General features: G+C 44.9%; 34 protein-coding genes, 1 tRNA gene and 1 pseudogene. 27 read left to right on the forward strand and 9 right to left on the reverse strand.

Annotation, left to right across the window (positions count from 1 at the left end):
* Position 1: 1 nt before the first annotated feature.
* The 3 genes from H6F56_RS00790 (at position 2) to H6F56_RS00800 (ending at position 3,378) form a co-directional block, all read left to right on the forward strand.
* Positions 2-1,966, forward strand: coding sequence for a serine/threonine-protein kinase (locus H6F56_RS00790; RefSeq protein ID WP_190664895.1), 1,965 nt, complete (start codon positions 2-4; stop codon positions 1,964-1,966).
* Between the two features lie 71 nt (positions 1,967-2,037).
* Positions 2,038-2,111: transfer RNA gene (locus H6F56_RS00795), tRNA-Val, on the forward strand.
* A 148-nt stretch (positions 2,112-2,259) separates the two neighbouring features.
* Entirely contained in the window at positions 2,260-3,378 is a 1,119-nt protein-coding gene (locus H6F56_RS00800; RefSeq protein WP_190664896.1) for a tyrosine-type recombinase/integrase, read from the forward strand.
* Here the strand turns inward: H6F56_RS00800 and H6F56_RS00805 are convergent.
* The 5 genes from H6F56_RS00805 to H6F56_RS00825 all read right to left on the reverse strand — a co-directional run bounded on the left by H6F56_RS00805 (position 3,344) and on the right by H6F56_RS00825 (position 6,000).
* Positions 3,344-3,613, reverse strand: a complete 270-nt coding sequence (locus tag H6F56_RS00805) for a hypothetical protein (protein WP_190664897.1) — start codon at positions 3,611-3,613, stop codon at positions 3,344-3,346. The genes H6F56_RS00800 and H6F56_RS00805 overlap by 35 nt on opposite strands.
* Before the next feature lie 245 nt (positions 3,614-3,858).
* The gene (locus tag H6F56_RS00810; RefSeq protein ID WP_190664898.1) at positions 3,859-4,308 is read right to left on the reverse strand and encodes a hypothetical protein; all 450 of its coding nucleotides are present in this window, start codon (positions 4,306-4,308) and stop codon (positions 3,859-3,861) included.
* A complete protein-coding gene (locus tag H6F56_RS00815) occupies positions 4,289-5,152 on the reverse strand; it encodes a hypothetical protein (protein ID WP_190664899.1) in 864 nt (287 codons plus the stop codon). Before H6F56_RS00815 ends, H6F56_RS00810 begins: the two co-directional genes overlap by 20 nt.
* The gene (locus H6F56_RS00820) at positions 5,130-5,762 is read right to left on the reverse strand and encodes a helix-turn-helix transcriptional regulator (RefSeq protein ID WP_190664900.1); all 633 of its coding nucleotides are present in this window, start codon (positions 5,760-5,762) and stop codon (positions 5,130-5,132) included. Before H6F56_RS00820 ends, H6F56_RS00815 begins: the two co-directional genes overlap by 23 nt.
* Before the next feature lie 52 nt (positions 5,763-5,814).
* Entirely contained in the window at positions 5,815-6,000 is a 186-nt protein-coding gene (locus H6F56_RS00825) for a hypothetical protein (RefSeq protein ID WP_190664901.1), read from the reverse strand.
* 103 nt (positions 6,001-6,103) lie between these two features.
* Here H6F56_RS00825 and H6F56_RS00830 point away from each other — a divergent pair, with 103 nt between their 5' ends.
* The 14 genes from H6F56_RS00830 (at position 6,104) to H6F56_RS00890 (ending at position 13,053) form a co-directional block, all read left to right on the forward strand.
* Complete coding sequence (locus H6F56_RS00830) at positions 6,104-6,442, forward strand: helix-turn-helix domain-containing protein (RefSeq protein WP_190664902.1); 339 nt, start codon at positions 6,104-6,106, stop codon at positions 6,440-6,442.
* Between the two features lie 85 nt (positions 6,443-6,527).
* Complete coding sequence (locus H6F56_RS25665) at positions 6,528-6,953, forward strand: hypothetical protein (protein ID WP_199312504.1); 426 nt, start codon at positions 6,528-6,530, stop codon at positions 6,951-6,953.
* Complete coding sequence (locus H6F56_RS25670; RefSeq protein WP_199312505.1) at positions 6,950-7,558, forward strand: hypothetical protein; 609 nt, start codon at positions 6,950-6,952, stop codon at positions 7,556-7,558. The genes H6F56_RS25665 and H6F56_RS25670 overlap by 4 nt, the downstream gene beginning before the upstream one ends.
* A gap of 75 nt (positions 7,559-7,633) precedes the next feature.
* Positions 7,634-9,208 (forward strand): AAA family ATPase, encoded by a 1,575-nt coding sequence (locus H6F56_RS00840; protein WP_190664903.1) that lies wholly within the window; start codon positions 7,634-7,636, stop codon positions 9,206-9,208.
* A gap of 44 nt (positions 9,209-9,252) precedes the next feature.
* Positions 9,253-9,672 carry a hypothetical protein gene (locus tag H6F56_RS00845; protein WP_190664904.1) on the forward strand — a complete coding sequence of 140 codons (420 nt, stop codon included), beginning with the start codon at positions 9,253-9,255 and terminating at the stop codon, positions 9,670-9,672.
* 204 nt (positions 9,673-9,876) lie between these two features.
* Positions 9,877-10,278 carry a DUF6876 family protein gene (locus H6F56_RS00850; RefSeq protein WP_190664905.1) on the forward strand — a complete coding sequence of 134 codons (402 nt, stop codon included), beginning with the start codon at positions 9,877-9,879 and terminating at the stop codon, positions 10,276-10,278.
* A gap of 251 nt (positions 10,279-10,529) precedes the next feature.
* A complete protein-coding gene (locus H6F56_RS00855) occupies positions 10,530-10,706 on the forward strand; it encodes a hypothetical protein (protein ID WP_190664906.1) in 177 nt (58 codons plus the stop codon).
* A gap of 4 nt (positions 10,707-10,710) precedes the next feature.
* Positions 10,711-11,082 (forward strand): hypothetical protein, encoded by a 372-nt coding sequence (locus tag H6F56_RS00860; RefSeq protein ID WP_190664907.1) that lies wholly within the window; start codon positions 10,711-10,713, stop codon positions 11,080-11,082.
* Positions 11,083-11,167: 85 nt separating this feature from the next.
* The gene (locus tag H6F56_RS00865; RefSeq protein ID WP_190664908.1) at positions 11,168-11,371 is read left to right on the forward strand and encodes a DUF2997 domain-containing protein; all 204 of its coding nucleotides are present in this window, start codon (positions 11,168-11,170) and stop codon (positions 11,369-11,371) included.
* Positions 11,356-11,532, forward strand: a complete 177-nt coding sequence (locus tag H6F56_RS00870; RefSeq protein WP_190664909.1) for a hypothetical protein — start codon at positions 11,356-11,358, stop codon at positions 11,530-11,532. Before H6F56_RS00865 ends, H6F56_RS00870 begins: the two co-directional genes overlap by 16 nt.
* The gene (locus tag H6F56_RS00875) at positions 11,513-11,764 is read left to right on the forward strand and encodes a hypothetical protein (RefSeq protein WP_190664910.1); all 252 of its coding nucleotides are present in this window, start codon (positions 11,513-11,515) and stop codon (positions 11,762-11,764) included. Before H6F56_RS00870 ends, H6F56_RS00875 begins: the two co-directional genes overlap by 20 nt.
* Positions 11,745-12,041, forward strand: coding sequence for a hypothetical protein (locus H6F56_RS00880; RefSeq protein ID WP_190664911.1), 297 nt, complete (start codon positions 11,745-11,747; stop codon positions 12,039-12,041). Before H6F56_RS00875 ends, H6F56_RS00880 begins: the two co-directional genes overlap by 20 nt.
* Positions 12,038-12,451 carry a DUF1257 domain-containing protein gene (locus H6F56_RS00885; RefSeq protein ID WP_190664912.1) on the forward strand — a complete coding sequence of 138 codons (414 nt, stop codon included), beginning with the start codon at positions 12,038-12,040 and terminating at the stop codon, positions 12,449-12,451. The genes H6F56_RS00880 and H6F56_RS00885 overlap by 4 nt, the downstream gene beginning before the upstream one ends.
* An 89-nt stretch (positions 12,452-12,540) precedes the next feature.
* A complete protein-coding gene (locus tag H6F56_RS00890; protein WP_190664913.1) occupies positions 12,541-13,053 on the forward strand; it encodes a hypothetical protein in 513 nt (170 codons plus the stop codon).
* 98 nt (positions 13,054-13,151) lie between these two features.
* Here the strand turns inward: H6F56_RS00890 and H6F56_RS00895 are convergent, their stop codons facing one another.
* The 4 genes and pseudogenes from H6F56_RS00895 to H6F56_RS00910 form a co-directional block, all read right to left on the reverse strand.
* A complete protein-coding gene (locus H6F56_RS00895) occupies positions 13,152-13,673 on the reverse strand; it encodes an HU family DNA-binding protein (RefSeq protein WP_190664914.1) in 522 nt (173 codons plus the stop codon).
* A 30-nt stretch (positions 13,674-13,703) separates the two neighbouring features.
* On the reverse strand, positions 13,704-16,286 hold the full coding sequence (locus tag H6F56_RS00900; RefSeq protein WP_190664915.1) for a hypothetical protein: 2,583 nt from the start codon (positions 16,284-16,286) through the stop codon (positions 13,704-13,706).
* Positions 16,287-16,290: 4 nt separating this feature from the next.
* The gene (locus H6F56_RS00905) at positions 16,291-17,727 is read right to left on the reverse strand and encodes a hypothetical protein (RefSeq protein WP_190664916.1); all 1,437 of its coding nucleotides are present in this window, start codon (positions 17,725-17,727) and stop codon (positions 16,291-16,293) included.
* Positions 17,724-18,233 (reverse strand): annotated as a pseudogene (locus H6F56_RS00910) (C39 family peptidase); the annotation flags it as partial. The pseudogene H6F56_RS00910 and the gene H6F56_RS00905, both read right to left, overlap by 4 nt.
* Positions 18,234-18,333: 100 nt before the next feature.
* On the opposite strand from H6F56_RS00910, the gene H6F56_RS00915 reads away from it, so the two are divergent.
* The 10 genes from H6F56_RS00915 to H6F56_RS00955 all read left to right on the forward strand — a co-directional run bounded on the left by H6F56_RS00915 (position 18,334) and on the right by H6F56_RS00955 (position 22,666).
* Positions 18,334-18,705, forward strand: a complete 372-nt coding sequence (locus H6F56_RS00915) for a hypothetical protein (RefSeq protein WP_190664918.1) — start codon at positions 18,334-18,336, stop codon at positions 18,703-18,705.
* A gap of 50 nt (positions 18,706-18,755) precedes the next feature.
* Positions 18,756-19,094: a hypothetical protein gene (locus H6F56_RS00920; RefSeq protein WP_190664919.1), complete on the forward strand. Its 339-nt coding sequence runs from the start codon at positions 18,756-18,758 to the stop codon at positions 19,092-19,094.
* Between the two features lie 231 nt (positions 19,095-19,325).
* Positions 19,326-20,117 (forward strand): hypothetical protein, encoded by a 792-nt coding sequence (locus tag H6F56_RS00925; RefSeq protein ID WP_190664920.1) that lies wholly within the window; start codon positions 19,326-19,328, stop codon positions 20,115-20,117.
* Between the two features lie 170 nt (positions 20,118-20,287).
* Complete coding sequence (locus tag H6F56_RS26680) at positions 20,288-20,416, forward strand: hypothetical protein (RefSeq protein ID WP_255513657.1); 129 nt, start codon at positions 20,288-20,290, stop codon at positions 20,414-20,416.
* Positions 20,417-20,482: 66 nt separating this feature from the next.
* On the forward strand, positions 20,483-20,644 hold the full coding sequence (locus tag H6F56_RS00930; protein ID WP_190664921.1) for a hypothetical protein: 162 nt from the start codon (positions 20,483-20,485) through the stop codon (positions 20,642-20,644).
* A 2-nt stretch (positions 20,645-20,646) separates the two neighbouring features.
* Positions 20,647-21,156, forward strand: coding sequence for an SLOG family protein (locus H6F56_RS00935; RefSeq protein WP_190664922.1), 510 nt, complete (start codon positions 20,647-20,649; stop codon positions 21,154-21,156).
* 62 nt (positions 21,157-21,218) lie between these two features.
* The gene (locus H6F56_RS00940) at positions 21,219-21,545 is read left to right on the forward strand and encodes a hypothetical protein (protein ID WP_190664923.1); all 327 of its coding nucleotides are present in this window, start codon (positions 21,219-21,221) and stop codon (positions 21,543-21,545) included.
* Between the two features lie 3 nt (positions 21,546-21,548).
* Complete coding sequence (locus tag H6F56_RS00945; protein ID WP_190664924.1) at positions 21,549-21,746, forward strand: hypothetical protein; 198 nt, start codon at positions 21,549-21,551, stop codon at positions 21,744-21,746.
* 119 nt (positions 21,747-21,865) lie between these two features.
* A complete protein-coding gene (locus tag H6F56_RS00950; protein ID WP_190664925.1) occupies positions 21,866-22,141 on the forward strand; it encodes a hypothetical protein in 276 nt (91 codons plus the stop codon).
* Positions 22,142-22,204: 63 nt separating this feature from the next.
* Entirely contained in the window at positions 22,205-22,666 is a 462-nt protein-coding gene (locus H6F56_RS00955; protein ID WP_190664926.1) for a hypothetical protein, read from the forward strand.
* The last annotated feature ends 43 nt before the right edge of the window (positions 22,667-22,709 follow it).

Raw genomic sequence — 22,709 nt, forward strand, 5'->3', positions numbered from 1 at the left:
TATGAGCTACTGCCTCAATCCGAGCTGCCCGCAGCCGCAGAATCCGGTTACGGTTAAGTTTTGTCTGAGTTGTGGGACAAAATTACTCCTCAAAGATCGTTACCGTGCCATTCAGCCCATTGGTCAGGGGGGTATGGGGCGAACCTTTTTGGCGGTCGATGAACACCGGCTGCGTGCTCGTTGCGTGATTAAGCAATTTTTACCGGCACCGGAAATTCAAGGCAATTCTAATGCAATGGCCAAGGCTGTCGGGCTGTTTGAGCAAGAAGCCAGACGCTTGCTGGAACTGGGGGAACAGCACTCGCAAATTCCGGGGTTGCTGGCGTATTTTGAACAAGACAAAAGCTTGTATTTGGTGCAGCAGCTAATTGAAGGGCAAGATTTGTGGCAGGAGTTGGAAGAACAAGGGGCGTTTAGTGAAGAACAGATCCGGCTGCTATTAAATGATTTGCTGCCGGTGTTGGAGTTTGTCCATGAAAACCAAATTATCCATCGCGACATCAAACCCACGAATATTGTCAGACGCCGCAGAGATGGCCAGCTAGTAGTGATTGATTTTGGCATCTCCAAACAGTTGAGCAGTACGGGTTTTGCCGGCACGGGAACGCGAGCCGGCACAGAAGGTTATGCACCCATCGAACAGCTTCGCAGTGGCAAAGCCTATCCAGCCAGCGACCTTTATAGTTTAGGCGTGACTTGCATTCATTTGCTGACTCATACAGCTCTAGATGAACTATTTGATCCAATGACGGGGCGGTGGCTGTGGCGCTCGGTGCTGAGGCTAAAAGGGAAAGATGTCAGCGCTCAACTCGCGCAAGTTTTAGACAAAATGCTGAAAGAGTGGGTGAATGATCGCTATCAGTCGGCATCGGAAGTGCTGAAAGATTTGAAAGCAGAACCCTTGAAACCGGCAACTTCACCCTATGTGCCGACCACCTTGCCGGTGAGAGGCATTCAAATGCCGCCAACTCCACCCCTCACTGTTAGGCCGGCATCCCAACCCCTGATTACCAGTACCGCAGATAGCTTCCTTCCTTTCAACGCACCGACGACGTGGAAACGGGTTCAGATTCTCACGGGACACTCACGCTTTGTTAATTCGGTTGCCATTAGTCCAGATGGTGAGATTCTTGTTAGTGGCAGTTCTGACAAAACGATTCAAGTGTGGAAGCTAGCAACCGGCGAGCATCTAGGTACATTCACAGGTCATTCAGATGATGTCACCTCGGTTTGCTTCAGTCCAGATGGGCAGACGATCGCCAGTGGCAGTTTGGATAGAACGATTAAACTGTGGCAGCTTTATACCGGCAAACTATTATGTACGCTAGCCGGTCATTCAGATTGGGTGCTGTCAGTTGCTTTCAGTCCGGATGGCAAGACGCTGGCGAGTGGGAGTTGGGATAAGACGATTAAAGTTTTGCATCTGGCGACTGGAAAGCTGATCTACACCCTGACGGGGCATTCTGACGGCGTGAGAGCGATCGCCTTTAGCCCCGATGGGAAGATTCTTGCTAGTGGTAGTTGGGATAGAACCCTTAACTTATGGAATTTGGCGAATGGGCAACTGCTGCACACGTTAGCCGGTCATACCGATCCGGTAAGTTCCATTGCAATTAGTCCCCGTTCCCTCACCCTTGCCAGTGGCAGTGAGGATAAGACGATTAAACTGTGGCAGTTGGGGAATGGTGGGCAATTGCAACAAACATCCCTCCGCACCCTTGCCGGTCATTCCAACTGGGTGAATACCCTCGCCATGAGTTCCCGTGCCCAGATCCTCGCAAGCGGCAGTCGGGATAAGACGATTAAAATTTGGCATTTGCCCACCGGCAAGCTGTTGCACACGCTTTCTGGAGAATCTTATTCAGTGAATTCAGTCGCCTTCAGTCCGGATGGTCAAACCCTGGTGAGTGGCAGTGAAGATAAGACGATTAAGATTTGGCGGATGTCGCCGGTGGTGGAAGGGTAAGGTGAAGAAAAATTTTAAGTAGTAAAGTATTGCGCCGGTGTCTAAGGGTATGTTATGGTTATGAACCGTTGGGACGCATAGCTCAGTTGGTTAGAGCACTACGTTGACATCGTAGGGGTCACTGGTTCGAGTCCAGTTGTGTCCATTAAATAGAAGCCGTCAGGGAAAGGAATCTATCGTTTTGACCTCAGTTCCGCTGGCTGGTACATAGCATTGATGGGTATGACAAAGAATGCCAGTTTCAGCCACTTTAAAGGATAAGTTTAAGATACGAGCTTTCAAGGGTTTGAGGGATGGCTGGACAACGGAATCGAAAGGGAACGGTTACTGTTCAGAGTTTTAAGGGCGTTTTGAGATTGGTTTGGTCGTATGGGGGGAAACAGCATTATCTCTACTGTGGGCTGGCTGATACCCCCCTAAATCGAATTGTGGCCGAGGGCAAAGCTAAGGTCATAGAAGGCGACTTAGCGACAGGGAACTTTGACCCGTCTCTCGCTAAGTACAAGCCAGAGCGTCAAAATCAGATTTCTGTTGCTGCGCTATTTGAGCGATTTATGGAGTCTAGGTCAAAACAAGTCTATGACCGGACGCTGGAAAAATACAAAGGGCTGTTAACAAAACTGCGAGAGTTTTTTGCCAACAAACCAGCCATTATTATTTCTGAAACTGAGGCTGAGAAGTTTAAGGAAAATTTAGCAACTGTGATAGCTCCTATTACCCTGCGGGAACGAATTGCGTTGCTCAAAGCTTGCTGGAATTGGGGAATAAAAAAAAAGCTAGTTGTAGAGAATCCTTGGGCTGATATCAAAGTTCGGGTGCCGGTTAAGCAAAAATCTAAACCTTTCACTAAAAGTGAAATTCAGAAAATTCTCATTGCCTTTCGTGAGCAATTCCCCAACTATGCTGATTTTGTAGAGTTTTTATTTGGCACCGGCACTCGAACGGGCGAAGCAATTGGCTTGCAATGGAAACACCTTAATGATGACTGCTCAATTGCCTGGATTGGAGAAAGTGTGAGTCGAGGCCGGCGGAAGGAAACTAAAACGGGAAGTGATCGTTATCTTCCGCTGACTTCTCATCTTCAACAGATGCTTTTAGCTCGTCAGTCGGTTGCGAGGGTGAGAGAGCAGTTTAGTATGGAAGATTTAGTTTTCCCAGCTCCACAGGGAGGAGCAATTGATGATCATAATTTCCGCAACCGGGCATGGAAACCTGTGCTAAATAGCCTGGGAATTCCCTATAGAAAACCTTACACAACCCGACACACTTTAGTTTCCCATGCGCTTGAAAAAGGGATGAACCCGGTGAATGTGGCTGAACTGACGGGTCATAACGTGAGGACTCTTTATCAACATTATGCCGGCAGTGTTAGCAAAACTAGGTTGCCTGATATTTTTTCTGACGCCCCTTAAGTTGATTACCGAGTTTCTGGGATTGGTAGTAAGCGATTGCTCTCTGATGGTCAGGATGATTGGGATTCATGCCGCAGGTAATCAAATCCTTAAGTAATTCTTCGTTGTAAAGCCACTCGTTGCCTACATAAGCACAGTGAATGCCTTCAATGAGAATCCCACGATTACGATATCGATTTAGAGTTCTCGGACTCTTTGAAAGAATTTCTCCGGCTTGCTTCTTGTCAATAAACATTATCTTCTCCTTTTGTAATCAGCAATGATTTCTAAAGCTTTTTTGGCATTAATCAGAAGCTTGAGAGAATAGCGATGTTTGGAAATTTTGAGTAGAAGTGCCTGACACTCTAGAAGTATTTTGTCTCTCTCTCGCCTTGATAGTTGGTTTACATCCATATCTAGTCCATCCACACAACGGGCATTTGTAAGCATCTAAACCGGGGATTTCTATCGGAGATTGACATCGGCTGCAAAGTCCGTACTTCATATTGATTTGATAGCAGAGCGAATGAGAGTAGAAACATCTTCTTGTGTGGGGGAAAATTTCACTTTGGATAGTTGAGCGCGGTGGATTTGTTCACAGTCAGCTTTTGTGGCGATATCCCAGCCTTGAACTTTGAGTCCGGCATTACACCGGCGGCAGGGAATGGGCGGGTCGGTGCTGAGGTAATCCGGCATGATACTGGATTGGATGAATTGGTGGTGAATCGCTCCGGTGTCGTTACAGCAAAAACAACTGATGCTCTTAAAAATTTCATTCGGGTCTGTGTTAACCGGCTGCTTGGCGTAGATAGCCTTAGTGAATCCGCAGCAGTCGCATTCCCATTGGCCGGTGCGAACTAGAACTCTATCAAGCCGCTGGGGGGTCGGTAGCAGCGTTTGGATGCACGGTAGATGCCCACCACCCTCGTCTTTACAATACGGACACAGCATTATTTCTTCGATCCCATTCCTCTAGAAATTTCACCCTGATATCCCGCTCTAGGCTTCCTGGATCACAATCTTTGACGAAGTCGATGTATTCGCAATTAATCGCCCGAAACTCTCGGTCAAACTGCTGGTACAGTTCCTCGGTCAGTTCGTCGGCGGCTTGCTGCGTTCGGATTTGGGCAGCAGCTGCGGTGCCGGCGAACCGCCGATAAAAATCTAGGTATCTGGGCTGACCTGATGCGTCGCCGGCGGCGAGATAATCCTGAAGGCTCACAACAGGTCGAGGTAGACCGGCAACTTCATTCCGGCAGAAGTTTTCAAAACACTCTCTCTCGCTTTCTGAGAGAGAGTTGAAAAATATTTGATAAGAAGATTGAAAGATATTTGAGAGGTCGCTGGAAGCTTTTGTCGGCAAGAGTTTTGGGGTTTCTTTGTTGCCGGTTGGCGACTGGGTTTCGCCTGATGGCGACGAACTTTCGCAGGTTGGCGACTGGATTTCGCAAGGTGGCGACAAACTTTCGCAGCTTGGCGAAACTTCTTGCTCTGACTGGAGTTCGACCACATTTGAAGTAGGAATCCACAAGTCAAGACCGGCAATTGTTTCCCATTCCAAGCGCCCCTTAAGCTTGAGTTTGCTGATTGCTCGGTAGAAGGTGGCACGGTTAATTCCTATCTCTTTGCAGAAGCGCTCAATGTCTCGAACTCTCAGTTTTTGACCAGGTTTTCGATAAATCCCGACCGCGTAAAAAACGAGTCCAGTGGCTGTGATGATGCCATCTTCGTAATCTCGAATCGCCTGATCCAGCGATAAGCGGTAATGCTGCTTAGGCTTTGGTGTGTGGGTCATGGTTTTGATGAGCAAAGTACAAGTTGGGAAATCCAACTCTGCGGATAACTGCAACTTGTCCCGCTTGTTCGAGTTTGGTCAAGGCTTGGGTTATGCCAGTTGCATCACAGGGCAAAACCTCAGCTAGCTGAGAGACGGATAGGGGTTTGTGAGATTTCTGTAGTGCTTGCAATATCGAGTCAGAGGGGTTTACCGGAGGAATGATGATTCCTTTCCTCCTCAGCCGCCTGCCAACTGTGCGGGTACGTTCTTTTGTCCAACCCAGGAGTGCGGCCATCTCACTGATCCACTGGCGGTGGCCAACGTGAACTTGTGGAAGCGCACAGGCAAGCTGCTGTTCCTCAAGTAGCCGTTTCTCTTCTGTGCTGTTGAGGGGTTGAGAACACTGAGAGGGCTGGGGTTTAGGGGGTTGGGGATGAGGTTCCTCTGGTGGCGTTTCAACCGGCAAGATCCCTGCCTTCCGTTGACATTCCGCACAGATGCCGTTGACTAACTGACGGAACTTGCGAGTGCCGGTGCGGTCGCGGCAGGCTAAGCACCATCCGTGAGCCAAACCTGGCCGCAGTCCATTGGGCAGGTCTTTAGCTGAGTGAACAGTTAATCCGCTCATGGCTGATCCAAGAAAAATCCTTGACTTCAGTAGTAGGTTTTTGCTCACCGTGCTAAGATGCGATCCCCTTCAATATTTGCGGTTCTTCTTTTTCTTGGGGAACTCTTTGAAAGTGAGCGGCAACCGCTTCTTCAACAATTTTTCCAACTGAAATTCTTTTACTTGCCGCTTCAAGCCTTAACTGTTTATCTAGAGATTCTGGTAGCGTCAAAGTTCTTTTAGTTCTTGGCTCTTCCATTTCCAACTTCCATGACTGGCAACTAAGTTTCCATATCATCTTATTTACCACTTGTGGAAACTACTAATTTCACAAAGTTTTGTAAATTAACTGTGCATCTACTATGGTTGTTCGCTCAGTGGATTCAGAAGCTCGACAAAGATTCGCTCAAGTAGTAACGGAGCTTAGAGGCAATCGTTCTTATAGATCCTTCGCCAAGATTCTCGGCGTGTCACACCCGACAATCAAAGCTTGGGAAAACTTAGAGGTCGTGCCAGATGTGCAAAGCTTTGAGCGAATCGCAGCATTGAGAGGGGAGACGCTCTCTGAGTTTAGGGAATTTCTTGCCGGCACAAGGCAGCCAACTTCTCTACAGCGGCTGATCCAGCAAATTCAAGGGATTCCTATGAATGATTTGGCTCAAGTGCTTCGAGCGATTGCCGATAGGATTGAGAATACTTAATAAAAGTTTGCATTTGCGTATTTTCCAAAAATGGTAAACATGGTAATTTGGTAACTACAGGTGGCAAGTAGATTACCAAGCAACAATGGCAAAACTACCAACAGCATTTACAACCCTTGACTTGCAAGGATTTGAGATAGACGGGTCTCGCCAGTACACCACAATTAACCGTGAGATGGTGGATGTGGCCTGTGCGGTCTTGCAGAAAAACCGGCTCGGCATTGTGACGCGCTCAGTGCAGGCGGCGCTGAAGCATATTTATGGCATTGGCGGCAGTGCAGATACAATTTGCCAACTGCTCAAACAGTGGCGGTCGGAGAACCTAGCGGCGTTAAAGCAGGGCAGAGGTGAGAAAGATATCGCTTCAGCAATCCTTGAAGCGACGGATGATGGTCTTTTGGAGGAGACGGATATTCCAGAGGATTATCTGACTGTGATGCGTCAGATGGCAGTTGCCGGCTACAAATTGGCTTACCAAAAGCGGATACATCAGTCAGTGGGGATCGGATGAAAATTCTGGCGGCTGAGAACGATTTGATGCGCCAGCAGCTTAAAGATTTCCCACAGTTGCAGCTTGAGTTAAATTTTTACAAATCAGAGTACGAACGCCAGCGTAACGAACTGCGGGAAGCCTACATGAATCTGAATAAACAGCAGTTGGCTGAGGCTGAGGAATTCCGCAAACAGTTAGATTCGCTGTATCAAGAGAGAAATGATTTAGCCGGCCAACTATCTGAGGCTGAAAAACGCTTAGCGGAGGTAGCTGATTTAGAAGCCAGAGAGCGGGAGCGTCATGGGGAAATCTCCCGTTTGAATGGTCAGATTGAAGCACGAGAGCGGGAAATTTCCAGCTTGCATTCTCAGATTCAATCCCTACAAACTCAAGTGGGAGAAAAGCAAGTTCTGGAGTCTCAAGTTTCAGTTTTGCAGAATCAGTTAAAAGAGGCCAGTGAAACCGTGACCCGATTGCAAGCACAGCAAAAATCTACCTCAGCGTTAGAAGTGGATGTAGATGTGGATGCTTTGATTGCTGAAAAAGATGCCCTCATTTCCGAACTTCAATCTAAACTTTCCAAGAAAAATGGAAAAGCTGTTGTCCTAGCAGATAGCAAATAGCAGATTGCAGAGAATGTTATCCCCCATAGCAGAGCGAGAGAGTTGCTATGGGGAATGAGAATCAGGGTGGTAATCATGACAGAAAAGAAAGGGCTTTATCAGGTAGCCCAGAGTAAATCAGAATTGGAATTGATGCTGGCGGCTCGATATCCGTTGCTCTACGTCGTGACGCCAGAGGAAGAGATCGCAGAGGAAGAATTGTTAGCCGCCTGTCAGGCGAGGAAGTCACAGATTTATTTCTGGGATTTTGCCAGAGGTTGGAGTGACAAAGACGGTGCAGACAAAGGCAACCCGATGAATGCTTTGGCCCGTGTGGGAAAAATGCCAGGGGAACAACCGGCACTGTTTGTTCTGAAAGATTTGGCAACCCTGATAGCAGCCGGTAGCAATAGGCAGATAACACCAGCTCAATTGCCGTTGGTGAGGGAGATCAAGAATCTAGCGCGGGAGATGGCGCGGGATCGGCGGACGTTGGTGATTCTGTCAGATCAGTTGCGCCTGCCGGTGGAACTGCGGGAAGAAACAACAATTGTGGACTTCTCCCTGCCGGCACCGCGAGAGATTTCTAAACTCATCGATGAACTGGTAGGCAAGAAACTCAAGCTATCAGATGAGGGGCGAGAGCAGTTAGTCAAAGCCTGCCAGGGATTGAGCCGGTGTCGCATCGCCCGTGTGCTAGCGAAGTGTCTCGCCCAATCTGGAAAAGTTGATTCCAGGGCATTGGATGCTGTCATCAATGAGAAACGGCAAACCATCCGAGAAACCGGCATCTTAGAATTTATCCCTGCCGCTGCCGGCCTAGAATCCGTTGGAGGATTGGAAAATCTCAAGCAGTGGGTTCAAGTCCGGGCACATAGTTTCAGCAACGCCGCCCGTGCCTATGGTTTACCCGCACCCAAGGGCGTCTTGCTGGCAGGGATTCAAGGCACCGGCAAAAGTTTGTCAGCGAAAACCATCGCGGCCCAATGGAAACTACCTTTGTTGCGTCTGGATGTCGGTCGATTGTTCGGTGGAATTGTTGGTGAGTCTGAATCGCGGATCAGGCAGGTGATTAAGTTGGCAGAAGCCGTTTCACCGTGTTGTTTGATGCTAGATGAAATTGATAAAGCATTTGGCAATATCACCAGCGGCACTGACGGGGACTCTGGTACATCCAGGCGCGTCTTTGGGACATTACTGACATGGATGCAAGAGAAAACGGCTCCGGTGTTCATCATTGCGACTGCCAACAATACCGAAGTTTTGCCGGCAGAATTGATTCGCAAAGGCCGGCTGGATGAGATTTTTTGGATTGGATTACCCACCGAAGTAGAGCGCTCACAAATCTTTCAAGTTCACCTATCCCGGTTACGTCCAAACCGACTACAGAAATTTGATTTGCAACTGCTCGCTGCACGTTCTAAAGACTTCTCTGGGGCTGAGATTGAGCAAGTTATCTACGAGGCCATGCACCAGGGATTCAGCCGGCAAGAAGAATTTACCCAAGGCGATTTGCTAGATGCGATTGCCGGTTGTATTCCTCTAGCGCGAATTGCCCAACCTCAGATTGAAGCACTCAAAGCGTGGGCAGTGAGAAGCGGAGCTAAATCTTCCAGTTTTCAAGAAATAGAGATTCAAAACTGCAAACTTAGGTCTTTGGAAGTTGATTGAATTAATGCTTTCGCTTGCCGATTTTGATACTTTAAATTCAATCGATGAAGAATTACTACACTCTTTGTGAATGTATCAAAAACCCGATGTGGGATTGGAAGTGGGAAGAGATTGGTCAATTTGATGGAGATGATCTATCAGGACTGTGCCAGCTTGTGGGCATTCCTCACAGCGGCACCAAAGCAAAGAAAATCGAACGGTTGAAAGCAACTTGTGAGGTCAGAAAGTTTCTTTATGACTGTGGTTCTTATGAGCCGGCAGTTATAGCAAGCCTTCACAAAAAGAAGAACTTAGTCGCAATGGCTAAAAAAGTGGGAGTTTTTTGCCACTTAAATAAGTTTGGTATTGCCGCTAGCTTGATTAATTGGCAAAATAATTGCAACCAACGCTCACGCATCTTTGTTAAACAGTGTAAGGATTCTGTAAAGCGAAAGTATAAGCAGCTTTCTATGCCTTTGTTTTAGGGAATGCTTTCGCTTGCTGATTTTGATGTTGTCGAGAATTAAACAATGACTGAATCCAAGAAAATGTCAATGCAAGAACTAATTGACTATATGCCTGGTTATGAGTGGATTACTCCCCCAGAAAATGATGAAAGCGAAGATGAAGAGGATGAGGAGTAATGCTATCGCTTCCAGATTTTGATGTTGTGAAAATCCATGAAAATCATGCTGGAAGCAGAAAAACTCGAAGCCGCATTGCCGCAATTCAATGGCACAAACACTTACTTCAAGCACATCTTGGGATTGAGCTATACAGATGGCCTTAAATTCCTAGCAGAAAATGCTGAATGTTATTGGTTGATTGATGCGATTGCTTCTCACCAAATCAAGGCATTAAAGAATCCAAGATTGAAAGACTTTCAACTTTGGATATTAGCGGTTGGTGACAGCCATGAGTTCATCAAACCTAGCCCAGGAAATAACGCCATTCTAACGTGCTGGGAAGATACACCTGTTTTGGGAGTCAAGCCACCTATTACCCAGCAGATTGAATTTACTGATTTCCCCTTGCCAGTCATCAAATTTTATTTAGAAAATTCTGTTTTGATGCTGCCAAGTGAAAGATAAGCCAAGTTAGCGTAATGGCGGGTCGCTTCCGCCTTAATTCATCATGCAGTGTTGCAAAATAACTTTGGGAAGATTGATTTGGATAGGCCGGCGTAATCTGGGACTCTCTCAAAGAGAGTTAGCAGCAGAGATAAAAACAATTGATTACATCCTGTTATCGAAAATTGAGAATGACCGGATTGAAATTCGAGGCAGTGATTACGACTTTTTAATAGATTTCCTGGTTGAATTCTTTAAATTGGATAGGGAATATGTTGAGACAATTCGCCAACAAACAGAACCAGAACCTAGACATCTTTGAGTTTGTAGAAGGATATGAGCATTACAGATGGGGAGAAGATATGCCCACATCTTACACAGTTAGCTTTGAGGCCGGCTGGTTAGCCGCAGAAACGCTTTATCACACTTTTGGATTTCTCCCAATCTAAGTATATGCCATTAATTAGCTTTTCAGTCTTCAAAGACAAAATCCTGTCAGGTGAAAAATTACAGACAATCCGAGAATTGCGGAAATACCCGATTAAACCGGGAGATACTTTATATCTTTGGTGGAAATCTCGCACTCCAGAACGTGAGTTTTTAGGGGAAGCAATTTGCACTGAAGTGTTGCCGGTTGAAATTCTCGGTTCTTCTCTAACTGTTGACGGCAACCTGATTGACAGTTTAGAAGAGAAAACAAAGTTTGCGAAAGACGATGGATTTGAAAGTTTCTCAGATTTTTTAAAGTTCTTTAAAGCTGAGACTAAAAGACAGAGAGTTTTGATTAAGTGGGATGAGATATTACAAAATCGAATTCACGATTGAGAATGGAAAGTTTGATAGCAAGGTCATAGAACGTGTTATCGACGACGGCCCAGCCTGTACATTGCCCCAATACTGGAATAAACCCATGAAATATTACAGAATCGAATTCACGATTAACGCAGATGGGATTGTCACCGAGAAAGTTATCGCCACCGGCCCGAATTGTACAGCAGTAACCGAAGGGATAGAGGCAGCAATTGGTGAAGTGCAATCACAAGAGTTTTTGCCCCAATACAATCAGCCTGACATTGAAAGTACGGGATCTGAGGAATTATGGAATCAAATGTAAATAACCCCAAATCTCTTTCACCCCAAGAATTAGATGCTTTCATGGATGGACTAAGCTTTTATCTGTTTAGTGACCTGCCAGAAACAGAAAAAATGGAAATTGCACAATCCCTGATCAAAGACAGACTGGACAATGACACAGATGAACAAATTGAAGCTTGAACAGCTTAAAAAGTTAGCTGACGAACGATTTGGTTCTGGGGCTTTTATGCTGGCAGAAAAGGAAGTTAAGGATGGTGAAAGAGGCGCTATGAATTCAAAGAAACCTTGGATTCGACTGTTGCAGAGAGAGACGACGGCAGAGGACTTAATTGAATTAGCAAATCACCAGCAATGGCAGCAATCAATCCAGAAATTAATTCAGGATAAATTACATGACTCTAAACCCGACTGATTTACGGACTTATCCTGTGCAGCCAAAGCCCTGCCGTACCTGTCCGTTTGCCGGCAGAAACCCAATAGAACTGTTACCAGAAAGATATCAACATTTTCTGGCCAATCTATTCGGGCAGGGTCAGCATCTTTGTCATAGTGTTGATAACCAGAAAATCTGCCGGGGTGGACGCGAAATTCAACTGAGGTGGCTGTGTCTTATTGGTGCTTTGAATGAACCGACTGATGAGGCATTTAACGCTGCTGTTGATGAAGTAATGAGGAAATTAGGGAAATGAGCCATTTAACTCACATCAAGACTCAAATCAAGAATGCAACGGTACTGGAGAAAGTTCTGAATGACATGATTGCCACCGGCCTAGATGGGATTCTGGCCGGCGCATATCTCGAAACCAATAGCGCTATCCATGATCCGTTCGGGAATAGCAAGATAGCAGAATTTGTTATTAGGAGAAAACAAAACTATCAGGGAGGATATGATTTTGGCTTCAAATTGACTGATTTAGGAGAGTTTGAATTCTTAACACGGGATGGCAGTAAGCGAGCTGCTCAAAAGTTCATGGAAGCACTCATGCCTCAATATGCACGGGCAAATACCATTGCTGCACTAGCGGATCAGGGATTTGAAATTGAATCTCAATTTGAAGCGGATGGAGTTATTAAGATAGTGGCCGGAAAATGGGCTTAAAATTGTAATGACCTTGTGCAAGATCTCTCTAACATTAGAGAGATTTTTTTAGACATGATAGACTACAACAAATCATTTCGAGGTTAAATATGGCAACAGCAGCAACCGTCGCAAAGATTCTGCGAGAAGCGGTCAAGGACTTCAATTATTGGGCAGAGAGCGAGTCTGATACCCCCTTAGAAATTAAGCGAACTAAAGGGCTAGTAGATGAGGCAAAGATTCTAAGCTTTGACAAATCAATGAGAGCCAAAGCAAAAGGGATCGATAAGTATGTAGCTCCTGAAAGGACTGTACAAACTAAAACTCTGGATGAGGTATTCAAACCCATCGTTGCTAACAGCTTATTAGAACTGCAATCGGTTGCGGGTGCAGTCCGCGATAGCAGCAGAAAGATGGAAGACCTGGAGGTGCCGGCAGAAGCCGTTGAATACTATATTCAGCTTTACGCTGCCTTCAAACTACTGCCAGATGCTAGAGTTTGTTACGTTTCTGATAAAGCGGACGCCACCGGCAATAACGATCCTTACACCGGCTTGTTTATCATTGGAACGGGTGAAGATGGGGAAACGGTTTACGCTAGAGCCTTGTTAGTTCAAACTTAGGTAAGTAATTACTTCAAATCTAGTCACGAGCCGGTTGCAAAAAAAATAAGGATGGGGTTAGCAGCAATCCCATCCTTTTGTTTTAGCTATTTAGGCTCTTAGAATTTGAATTCAGGAATGTCTCTGGCAAGTTTCCAGCCGGTCTTTTCGCTCCAGATTGGCGTATCCGGACTCACCGCAGTCATCTCAGATTCAGAGATTTGATTGATCGTTCCATCTGGTTTGCCCATGAACCACGTCGGTTTAGACTGCGCTATCAGATTGGCTGGAATCGGAGGTGGGGTAGCTGGCGACTGCGGCTCCAAAGAAGTGACCGGCTCATCGTTTTGGGGTGGTGATTCCTCAAAACTGTTAACGATTTTTTGGGCAAAGTTCTTAGAAAACTTAAATGTTGGCTTGCGCTTGGGCGGAACGATAATGGGTTCACCCGTACGTGGGTTTCGAGCCTGACGTTCAGGGATATCTTTGTAGGCGAAACTGCCAAAATTCTCTAGCCTGACTTCTGAACCCTGACGTAGGGAAAGTTCGACAAAGTTGGAAAATCCATTAAGGATGCTAGAAACAACGGGCTGTGTGTAGCCGGTAGATTGTTCAAGATACTCGAAAAGAGACTGACTCATAAAAAGAAAAGCGAAGCTACAATTTCATTATTATCTGAAATTTAGAAAATTGTTAATTTCTTCTTGAGATAGGGTGGGATCGAATAGAGTCACTTCAGTTGTTTGATTATTTTTAGCCCTAGTCGAGTAAATTTTCATCGTGCGGGTTTCACCGGCTTTTAAGTAAGGAACTGATTTCTCAGCAACTAAACCAAGATGATGAAATCCGAGCAACCGCTTCGCTGATTCCAATTTCATCTCGATTGCAAGTTTTTGTCGGCTGGTATTGAGATAAGCGCGTGTCTGTACTTCCTGCCCAGACCAATACCACCCCTGTGGCGACCATTGGGAATATTGACATCCATAGCAAACAATAACCTTAGCTTCTTGCGGTTTCATCTCTTTGAGATAAGCAATTACTTCATTACCAAAAATCATAAATACCAAACCGGCATCACCTGTTTCTGCTTGATGTGCGGCTTTCCAATAAGCACTAACCCAACTAATCGGGTCATAAAGACTACCATCTGGTTTGGGAGTTTCAAGAATACTTTGACTGCTGGCTTTGGTTGCTTCAGCAACTTCTCGAATCAGCCGAGTATCGCCCTCATTTTCATCTTTCCAAGCAATCGCTTTTGCCATGTCAGCTCGGTATCGCGTCCGATGATCCATAGCGTATTGAAACTGTTCGGCTGAATGTGGCACGTCGCCAAACAGGACATTTTCATAGGTGCGCGGGCTGCTTTCAATCTTGAGGTCTGGTGCTTTCCAGTATTGGTTCACAGTCTGAACGAGACGAGAGATTGTATCACCGGCACCCGTATCAACCGCACAGGGCCTGTCACGATAACAGGCTGGGTCTTTGAAGTCTTTCAACCAAGGCGACTCTGCACCCAGTTCATCCAAAAATTTCTTGACGGCATCCAAACCGGCCACATTATTGGGATAGGCAGACTTCAAGCTATCGACGGCAATTTGCAACTCCTGTGAAAGGAAGTCAATAATTTTCATCTCCTTGGTTTCTTTTTGCTCGCCGCCAGGTGGAATGAGAAGAACAATTTGTTCCGCACCGGCAGCCCTGGCTCTGCCCAACAGGGAGGCAACCACGCCGGTTAAGTCGTTCATTGAGCGGATCGCGATCTGCTGTAAGTTCCCCTGTAGCGCAACTTTGGGGAGTTTATCGACAATTGGAGACTGGCTAAAATTGGCGATCGCCTCCCGCATATTTGGGTAAGCGTTGCTCTTGATCAGCTGTACAAAATCCCCGTCAGTGTCCCGCCCAAGGTTGAGCAACAGCAACCGGGGTGCAGCCATAATGCCGGTCGAGTTGGTGTAGATTCCCTCGTGCCGGTTTTCCCAAAGCTGGCAATCGCCCCAGTGTCGCATCGGGTTACAAAACACGATATATTCACCCGGTTCAAAGTCTGGAGCACAGAACACGCGCCGCCCGATAATTCTGCCATCCGGCAAGACAGAGTGATAATGTGCCAAACTTTCATCGGGTTGGGCCATCAGGGAGTAGAATCTAACACCGGCAGCCTTAGCCAAGTTCAGCCATAAGGCTTGCAGGCGTTCCTTCACACGGCGTACGACATACGGGTGTAGGAGAAGTAACCCCCGCTGATCTGCCTGAATGATCCGCATCATCGTGTTTTCGTACTCAGCTTCAGACTGGAGTTTGTCGCTGCCTTCTTCTAGTTCAGCCTCAGCAATGGATTGGTCAATTCTGAGGATTTCGGCGAGTTCCGTGATGCTGTTATAAGCCCGTGAAAGGCGCTGACACTTTTCTTTGAGCCGGCTGATAATGTTATCGGCTTCCAGCGTGGCAAAGTCAAACCATTGGAACAGCATCCAACCCGGTTTAGCCCGTCGCTCCTCAGCCTCGAAAACCAAGCCCATCAATAGCTTGCCTTCATAGTTGCCCAGTGCCGGTTTGATGCCCTTGAGTGAAGACTGCGGGATTACCAAATCAAAACCAGAGTTATCAAGTTCTGGGTTATGAGCGATCGTGCCTTTGCCGATCCACTTCTTCCACTCTGCCATTCTGAATTGCACCGGCTTATCTGGATCTGGTTCTCCGGTTCCTTGCTCTAAGTCAGTTGGCAGTCCCAAAAGCATCATCAAACTACGGCTGGCTTTGGCATGAGAGTCGCCGGTTTGCCAGTGTCGATTATTAGTTGGATCATCCAGTGGATTGCCGTCACTGTCGCGGTTCTCGTCATCAACCACAACATATTTGATCGGCTTGTAAACCATTTTCTTGCAGCCGGTGTGCAGAATCGATCCATAAATAATCCGCTTCCAGTCTTCACCACAATAAAACTTGCCCACCGGCGTCTGACAGAATGTGAAGCGCCCATGAGTTCGGCTGTTGCTAGCCAAGTCTAGAAAATAGGGATTGCCGGTTGCTGATTTAAACGGGTCAAGCGTTTTCGGATTCGTTTCAGTTTTGGGAATTTCTCCAATGCAGAACTCTAAGGTTGGATGCAGCGCAAATAACAAAGCGTTCCTAATAACGACAGGCGGAACCGACGCCCATTTTTTACTGTTACAAAGCCAGACCGATAAATCTGTAATTGTTCTAATTTCACCACTGGTTTCACAGTAAACAATCTTTCGGAAATCTGTTGGCATTTCTTTACTCCCAAAAGTTTTCAATGGCATCATTAAGTTTCATAAAAATTCCGTCTCTTTCTCCTTCTGGGATAGGAATGGGAAGATTTAAATTTGTTAGATTCAATCCTAGAGTTACCGTCTTATCATCCTCTAGAGCAAAACCATAAATTTCAACATAAGAAGAGGTACTATCAACCAAGATTCGTTCTGCGACAGTCTTCAACTCTTGACGAATTACCGATTCAGGCTCCCCGGAAACTCTAGCTTGCCCGAATGCAAAGCTAGTATTGTTTTTAGAAAAGCTGGCAATGGGTGAAGCAATTGCGAACACATAGAGAAGATTTCCAAGCTGTGTAGATCGGCTTAGTTTAATAGCAGCAATAATGATGATTGCGGCAATCAGGATGTAGGGGGCATAAGCGGTTAGGAATGCCCAAGCATTGCCTGCGGTGCCGGTTGTAGCGAATATAGCCGGCAGTAAGGCAATATTTTGTTTCAGCACGCCGGCAGCTAAATATCGACAAGCTTCTGCCCCAGAAATGCTGAAGAATTTAACAACGATTGATGTAACTGTATGGGTTAATGCCGGGAGTAAAACTTGCTGAAACCCAGCCACCGCTTTCAGAAGAAAACTTCCCAAAAGCCAATCTGAGATTGATTTAATCACTGAGATAATTGTCGGAATCGTTGCAATCGCACCCCCAGCAATCGGTGCCAGACTCATCTGAATATCTGGATATCTTCTGATTGAAGTAATGCCTCGGCTAAACCGGCTGCTAAAAATGTAAGGTGCGGTTGATGAATTACTGCCGCCACTACTTGCACCGCCCCAAGATTGAATTCTTTTAAAAATTGAATTGATGCGATATAAAATTCTCTGTGCTTTTAATTTAGCTTCACCTGTTAAATATTGGATTTGCGCCTCTACATCAGATTTAATTTCATTCAACCGGCTTGTTGCTCTATCTCGATATTCATCCAAAACCTGCTGCCCTGAATTCTGCACTGATTGAATTTGTAGTTCAACTTCCTCAAGCTTGGTGCTGAGTGCCGGTAAATTTAGAGTTTCATTGTGAGCTTCAAGTGCTAATCCATAAAATCTTTTATCAGCTTCTCGAATTTTAAGATTGGCTAAAATCTCACTTCCTTTAGAGCTTAGAAAGGAATGAGTTCTAGAATTGAAGCTTTTGTTAATTGAATAACTGGATTCAAGGAAAAGTAGGCCGACACTTGTAACAATGTCAGAACTTTCTTTAATGGAATCAATAACCTGATGGATAGGAGAAAAAGCCGAGTCAGTCTGAGATTTCACAGATTGAATGGGCGTCAATGATTGAAACCAATCAACTGGAGATTGGATTGCTCGGCTGACTTGCTCAGAGATAGAAAATAATTCTTTTCCCAGCCAGCAGTTATTAGAAATTCGACTTTTGAGAATTTCGTAAGTCAGGCTGTTCATTGCTTGTTAATAAAATGAACCCAGAACTTGCCGTCAGGAATGCAGGTTTCCCAAATCAAGTTATAGGAGTAGTGGAGAAAAGCGCCGGTTAAGTCGGTACGGTATCCGCTGGCAAACCATTCTCCATAGGGATCATGCACAATGAACCCACCATCGTCATAACCAACGATGACAATGATATGACCAAAAGAGGTGAAATAGCCATGTGTGACGCAGGGATTGCCACCGGCTAACCATTCTTTCACTTCCTCGATATTGCCATTGTCTTTGAAGTTATCGCAGCACCCATAAGCGCGAACAATCTTTGCTAAATCCTGGGGATCATGCCGGCTTAAATTGTTATCAAGGGCATATTGATACAGTTCGTCCTCGAATTGCTCAAACCGAAAGTATCGGGAATTGCGCTCGGCTTTCAGGAATTCTAGACACATAGCCAGCGATGTAACATTGCATGAACCGCTGGGATTATGCCAGTTGTCGAGTTGAGATTTATAAGGAACATTTAGGTGGTAAAAAGAGGCGAGTGTTGTCATATTGGCTACCACAAAAACAGAGTTTAATTATAGCGGCTGTCGCCGATTGGCAATGATGTTTTTAACTTTTGTTATGAATACCATTTCTTTTGTTGGCATCACCGGCACTATCCTAGAATCCTCTCCACATGGTAATTATCTGGTTGTTGAGCTTAGCAAGCGCATCACAATTTGCGGAACTTACAGCAATCAATTCGATTGGGAGATATCACCAGAAGAACAGTCTGGCTTTGAAAGTTTTATTACCTACATCGGTTTGAATTCGTCGGCAGAGTTCGACAAAATCAAAGCCTGGGTAATCAAAGCCGGTGGATATTTCGATAAAAGTGGTGAGAAGCCACGCCCATCTAAGCGAGTTCGGCATTTTCCGCTTGAGATTAAAGTGAGGGGATTGCCGGCTAAATCTGTTGCCAAACTAGCAAAGGCCCCAGATTGCTTGAGTTAGTCTCTAGGAATGCTATCGCATAAGGAAAGTGATGAGTTTAACCTTTTCTTATGATTAGCATTCCTTCCAAATCTGATAAACAACTCTCTCAGCTCAAAGACGCAGTCCGAATTCTCGCTTGGCAACAGTACAAGATTGATAATCAAGTCAAAGGTTTAGAAGCTTATGAGCTATTCGCTGAAGAGTGGAACGCTCATGAGATTCAAGACATGGATATGAAAGGACTCACAAAGCTAATTAAGAGCTTAGAGTACACAACATCTGAGTTGCTTCAAATCCGAAGTGAATATTACAAGCAGCGAAATCAAGCTGAAGGATTAGCTAGCATTCCAGTTTCTTCTTCACAAACCATGTCTCCGCCGGCACCAACAGACGAACCAGAATTCTAGTTTTAGCCAAGTAAATATAAAGCTTCAGTCTCTTTAGAGATTGGGGCTTTTTTTATTACACCGACATCTAAACAAACCTCTCACCCTCGCAAGCGAATCTGAGAGGTTTTCTGTGGTGACTCATAGATAGCGCTACCGCGAAGAGAGTTTGAGTTTGAGCTTTCGTTGGGACTCATAGATAGCGCTATCACGGGAAGAAATTAGTTAGTTAGGATCAAAATCATGTTCAAAATGATTAGGAAGATTAGTAAAGTCAGCGGAAATAATCTCGAAGAATTGAGAAATTGGTGTAGGAATCGCGTAAATGACATGACTCTTGATGTCAGTCGCTACGCACCAGGCCGGCGTAGACTCTGGCTATTCAACGAAATAAACTTAGCGAACGGTGATGTCAAAGCCGGTTATTTCGATAGCAGAATTTATCAGTTTAGCCAAAGAGTCTATCCCGGCTGTGAAGTTGGGTTGTTAACTTTTGGCGGCAAAGTCAATGGGATTCGTAGCACCGGCTTAATCGGTAAACATCGAGATCATGCGTATGCAAGCCCTCGCGCTGTGTTAGTAAATCTTGGCCGGTGCATTTTTGGCTATGGCGATAAACAATATCAACTCGAAGATGGAGACATCATCAAATTCAATTGTAAAGAGCTTCATAGTGTTGAGCAAATTCTAAGCAAAGAAAGATTTAGTTTAATCTTCTGGAAATTCAGTGACAATTTCAAGAGCGATTGGTGTGCAAAGTTTGATATCGATCCAACTCTAGAAGGATTGAGCTTTAGCGAAGGCATAATCAGCATGAGTGGAAGCGACGGTTGGGAGCCATTTAGCTGTGAATTGCCAGTCTGTCAGAATGGCGATCCCATCGATAAAGGCGTTTATCAGACGACTTTCTGTGACGAGTTTGAAGTCAAGAAAATCTATCGCCATATAACAAAGCGAGTCGTTCACAAATTCAGCATCACCGGCATCAGCGAATATGGTGAAGATGAAATCGAAGTCAATGAGTTTGTGAAAAGAATTAGGTAAGTCGAGAAGATCCTAGGTTTCTAGGATCTTTTTTCGCTTTGAATTCAAGATTAAGCAAAAGCTAGGGACTTGCTAACAAAATCTAGGAAGTTCTCTAACAAAACTTAGAGTCTTTTCTAATCGGCACGGATGCTATCGCTTATTGAGCTTGGTGTTTTTTCACGAGGCTTATGTACTACATCAGACAATGGGTTGAAGTTGCCGGTGTTCCCTGTCCCGAATATGCTTGGGAACCAGAATATGCAGAGAATATCGAGCAAGAAACGGCATATTCCATAGATGAATCTGAAGAATTTTAACTAGCTAACCAAGAGATGAGCAAGTCAATAAATTGCTCATCTCCATGAACTTAACCAAAAACGAAAATGCTTGAACTCATTGAAGAAATGACAGAAAGACTGGAAAATCTCAAAGCAGAAATTGAGGAAATTCTCATGGATGCCGACATGAATAATTTTCTCACTCAAGAAGCAATGGATAAGTTGCAAGAAGCTGTACACGCGATTGAAACATTCTTGGAGGATTAATCATGAAAGCATTCTTCACTGGCCACCGATGGATTGATGATAACTGGCGGAAAGAAATTAACAAATTGATTGACTATGCGCTAAGCCGAGGTGTTAAACACTTTTATTCAGGCATGGCGCTTGGTACTGATTTGCTAGCAGCAGAGTGTTTAATCCGAAGAAATCTAGACTGGACAGCGGTGATTCCTTGTCGCAATCAAGATGAACTTTGGAAACTGAAAGAGCGCAACCGATATGCCAGAGTTCTCAAGACGAATCCTAAACAAATCATTCTCTATGACTATTACAGTCCTGGTGTGATGCAAGCGAGAAATCTATGGATGATAAAACGTTCAGATTTGTGTCTTTCAATTTATACCGGCAAGCAATCTGGCGGGACAGCAATGACTGTGCAAACTGCTGCTGCGCGAGGCATTCCAGTTGTCAACATTAATCCGCTAAATCATGATTTCTGCTTGTTTCAAAGCCGGTATCAGCAGCTAAGTCTGTTTGAGTTTGATTTTTACGAATAATTAATCAATTGAGTTTGTTCTGACGCTATCGCCTCTGGGTTTTGCTTTTCCCAAGAGGCGATATGCAAAATTCATCACACTTTGATTGGATGATTAAAACCAACTTTCCTGAAGCGGATTTCTGGCTGATCAATAAAGGCAGTTTGGAAAGTTTGGGCCAGCCTATCAAAGAGTTTCAACCTTATTACACCGGCTTGAAATGCCCAGCACTCATTCTTCCTGACTACGGTTATTATCTGTGCCTTTATTTCCACTCTATTGGTGTGTGGAGAAGGTTAGGCGTAGGCAGCACCAATCTTACTAATCTCAGAATCTCTGATGTGAAAGATGTTTTCAAAGACATATCTCGTCAACATCGAGAAGCAAAACAACATATCCAACTGAGGTAATTGATGAAAAAGAAAATCTCAATCATTCATTCACGCGTTGCTGAACTAGCTAAGGAAGTTACAAAAGCTAATTTGGCTGAGTGTGAATACATAAAAGATGAAGATTCTTATGTTATTCGCAAGCAAGGAGAACTCGTTGAGCGCAAAGTTTCTACCGTTGCTGCCGGGGCTATTTTCCTTCAACTTCTGGGTCGAGTCTAGAAGCATAGCAACCATAGCGCTACTCCCAAATAGAAACAGCATGAATAGCGCTACTTTTGCTATCCATGCTGTCGCTTTGTGATGTCGGGTCAACCTTTTCTTACCTTACTAATTTTACCATGCAACTCAAAGTCAAGACCAAAGAAATTCCAGAATGGTTACAAAAATTCTGTGTTTTAGATACTGAAGCCATCATAGAAATTTTGCAAAAGAAGCAATTCTGTGATTGTGACCGAATGCCCACTCATGAAGTCAAATATGCTCTAGCCCAATGGTTCAAATCATTGGTTGATAGCATTGAAGCCGATCCGGATTGGTTCATCAATGCTCATTGTTCTAAGCAATTCATCCAGCATCTTCCAGAGCCTTTCGACTTAGAAGAACTTGACGAATAAGCAAAAAATTGGGGGGATGTCTGTGTTCATTCCCCCAACGGGCAACCTACAGGATATTTTCTCATGATACAACAGCGACAACAATTCCAAGCGCTCAAGAAGCTTTCATTGTACAGAAGGCAAATGGACAGGTGGCATTCTAAGGCTGAAGAAATTATGCCAGAAGCAATTTGTGAAGCCTTAGATATTTGCTCTAATCCCAGCAAATCTAACAAGGTAGTTTTCCGAGATGCTGACTCTAGAATTGTTCTGGTGTTTCGCCGGCAATTCTCGGAAACGCCAAAGCTTGAGCGAATTAAGCAGGATATTCTTGTCGAAACTCAACGACTTGCCGAAGAGAATGCTGAACAAATTTCTGAACTGAATAGCACAATAGCAAAACTCAAGGAAGAGATTGAAAGTCTAGAAGCAAAACGCGATAACTTGCTATCCTCTCGCTATCTTTCTCGACTGAGAAGAGAGCTAAAAATAGCGAATGAAGAGAGCATTCTTTTCACGCCAAGTCTGTCAGTTTTCTTGGAGTAAAATGTAATTAATGCTTTCGCTTCAAGACTTTGATTCTCAACAA

Origin of the sequence: Microcoleus sp. FACHB-672 (assembly GCF_014695725.1) — a bacterium.
In the GTDB taxonomy this organism is placed as follows: Bacteria; Cyanobacteriota; Cyanobacteriia; order Cyanobacteriales; family Oscillatoriaceae; genus FACHB-68.

Coding starts and splice junctions, on each gene's coding strand:
- H6F56_RS00800 (WP_190664896.1), top strand. CDS start 2,260: ATGGCTGGACAACGGAATCGAAAGGGAACGGTTACTGTTCAGAGTTTT.
- H6F56_RS00945 (WP_190664924.1), top strand. CDS start 21,549: ATGAAAAAGAAAATCTCAATCATTCATTCACGCGTTGCTGAACTAGCT.
- H6F56_RS00820 (WP_190664900.1), bottom strand. CDS start 5,762: ATGAGCGGATTAACTGTTCACTCAGCTAAAGACCTGCCCAATGGACTG.
- H6F56_RS00950 (WP_190664925.1), top strand. CDS start 21,866: ATGCAACTCAAAGTCAAGACCAAAGAAATTCCAGAATGGTTACAAAAA.
- H6F56_RS00850 (WP_190664905.1), top strand. CDS start 9,877: ATGCTGGAAGCAGAAAAACTCGAAGCCGCATTGCCGCAATTCAATGGC.
- H6F56_RS25670 (WP_199312505.1), top strand. CDS start 6,950: ATGAAAATTCTGGCGGCTGAGAACGATTTGATGCGCCAGCAGCTTAAA.
- H6F56_RS00855 (WP_190664906.1), top strand. CDS start 10,530: ATGTTGAGACAATTCGCCAACAAACAGAACCAGAACCTAGACATCTTT.
- H6F56_RS00885 (WP_190664912.1), top strand. CDS start 12,038: ATGAGCCATTTAACTCACATCAAGACTCAAATCAAGAATGCAACGGTA.
- H6F56_RS00900 (WP_190664915.1), bottom strand. CDS start 16,286: ATGCCAACAGATTTCCGAAAGATTGTTTACTGTGAAACCAGTGGTGAA.
- H6F56_RS00865 (WP_190664908.1), top strand. CDS start 11,168: ATGAAATATTACAGAATCGAATTCACGATTAACGCAGATGGGATTGTC.
- H6F56_RS00925 (WP_190664920.1), top strand. CDS start 19,326: ATGATTAGGAAGATTAGTAAAGTCAGCGGAAATAATCTCGAAGAATTG.
- H6F56_RS00880 (WP_190664911.1), top strand. CDS start 11,745: ATGACTCTAAACCCGACTGATTTACGGACTTATCCTGTGCAGCCAAAG.
- H6F56_RS00940 (WP_190664923.1), top strand. CDS start 21,219: ATGCAAAATTCATCACACTTTGATTGGATGATTAAAACCAACTTTCCT.
- H6F56_RS25665 (WP_199312504.1), top strand. CDS start 6,528: ATGGCAAAACTACCAACAGCATTTACAACCCTTGACTTGCAAGGATTT.
- H6F56_RS00905 (WP_190664916.1), bottom strand. CDS start 17,727: ATGAACAGCCTGACTTACGAAATTCTCAAAAGTCGAATTTCTAATAAC.
- H6F56_RS00915 (WP_190664918.1), top strand. CDS start 18,334: ATGAATACCATTTCTTTTGTTGGCATCACCGGCACTATCCTAGAATCC.
- H6F56_RS00930 (WP_190664921.1), top strand. CDS start 20,483: ATGCTTGAACTCATTGAAGAAATGACAGAAAGACTGGAAAATCTCAAA.
- H6F56_RS00895 (WP_190664914.1), bottom strand. CDS start 13,673: ATGAGTCAGTCTCTTTTCGAGTATCTTGAACAATCTACCGGCTACACA.
- H6F56_RS00890 (WP_190664913.1), top strand. CDS start 12,541: ATGGCAACAGCAGCAACCGTCGCAAAGATTCTGCGAGAAGCGGTCAAG.
- H6F56_RS00920 (WP_190664919.1), top strand. CDS start 18,756: ATGATTAGCATTCCTTCCAAATCTGATAAACAACTCTCTCAGCTCAAA.
- H6F56_RS00870 (WP_190664909.1), top strand. CDS start 11,356: ATGGAATCAAATGTAAATAACCCCAAATCTCTTTCACCCCAAGAATTA.
- H6F56_RS00825 (WP_190664901.1), bottom strand. CDS start 6,000: ATGGAAGAGCCAAGAACTAAAAGAACTTTGACGCTACCAGAATCTCTA.
- H6F56_RS00805 (WP_190664897.1), bottom strand. CDS start 3,613: ATGTTTATTGACAAGAAGCAAGCCGGAGAAATTCTTTCAAAGAGTCCG.
- H6F56_RS00875 (WP_190664910.1), top strand. CDS start 11,513: ATGAACAAATTGAAGCTTGAACAGCTTAAAAAGTTAGCTGACGAACGA.
- H6F56_RS00790 (WP_190664895.1), top strand. CDS start 2: ATGAGCTACTGCCTCAATCCGAGCTGCCCGCAGCCGCAGAATCCGGTT.
- H6F56_RS00860 (WP_190664907.1), top strand. CDS start 10,711: ATGCCATTAATTAGCTTTTCAGTCTTCAAAGACAAAATCCTGTCAGGT.
- H6F56_RS26680 (WP_255513657.1), top strand. CDS start 20,288: ATGTACTACATCAGACAATGGGTTGAAGTTGCCGGTGTTCCCTGTCCC.
- H6F56_RS00810 (WP_190664898.1), bottom strand. CDS start 4,308: ATGCTGTGTCCGTATTGTAAAGACGAGGGTGGTGGGCATCTACCGTGC.
- H6F56_RS00845 (WP_190664904.1), top strand. CDS start 9,253: ATGAAGAATTACTACACTCTTTGTGAATGTATCAAAAACCCGATGTGG.
- H6F56_RS00935 (WP_190664922.1), top strand. CDS start 20,647: ATGAAAGCATTCTTCACTGGCCACCGATGGATTGATGATAACTGGCGG.
- H6F56_RS00840 (WP_190664903.1), top strand. CDS start 7,634: ATGACAGAAAAGAAAGGGCTTTATCAGGTAGCCCAGAGTAAATCAGAA.
- H6F56_RS00955 (WP_190664926.1), top strand. CDS start 22,205: ATGATACAACAGCGACAACAATTCCAAGCGCTCAAGAAGCTTTCATTG.
- H6F56_RS00815 (WP_190664899.1), bottom strand. CDS start 5,152: ATGACCCACACACCAAAGCCTAAGCAGCATTACCGCTTATCGCTGGAT.
- H6F56_RS00830 (WP_190664902.1), top strand. CDS start 6,104: ATGGTTGTTCGCTCAGTGGATTCAGAAGCTCGACAAAGATTCGCTCAA.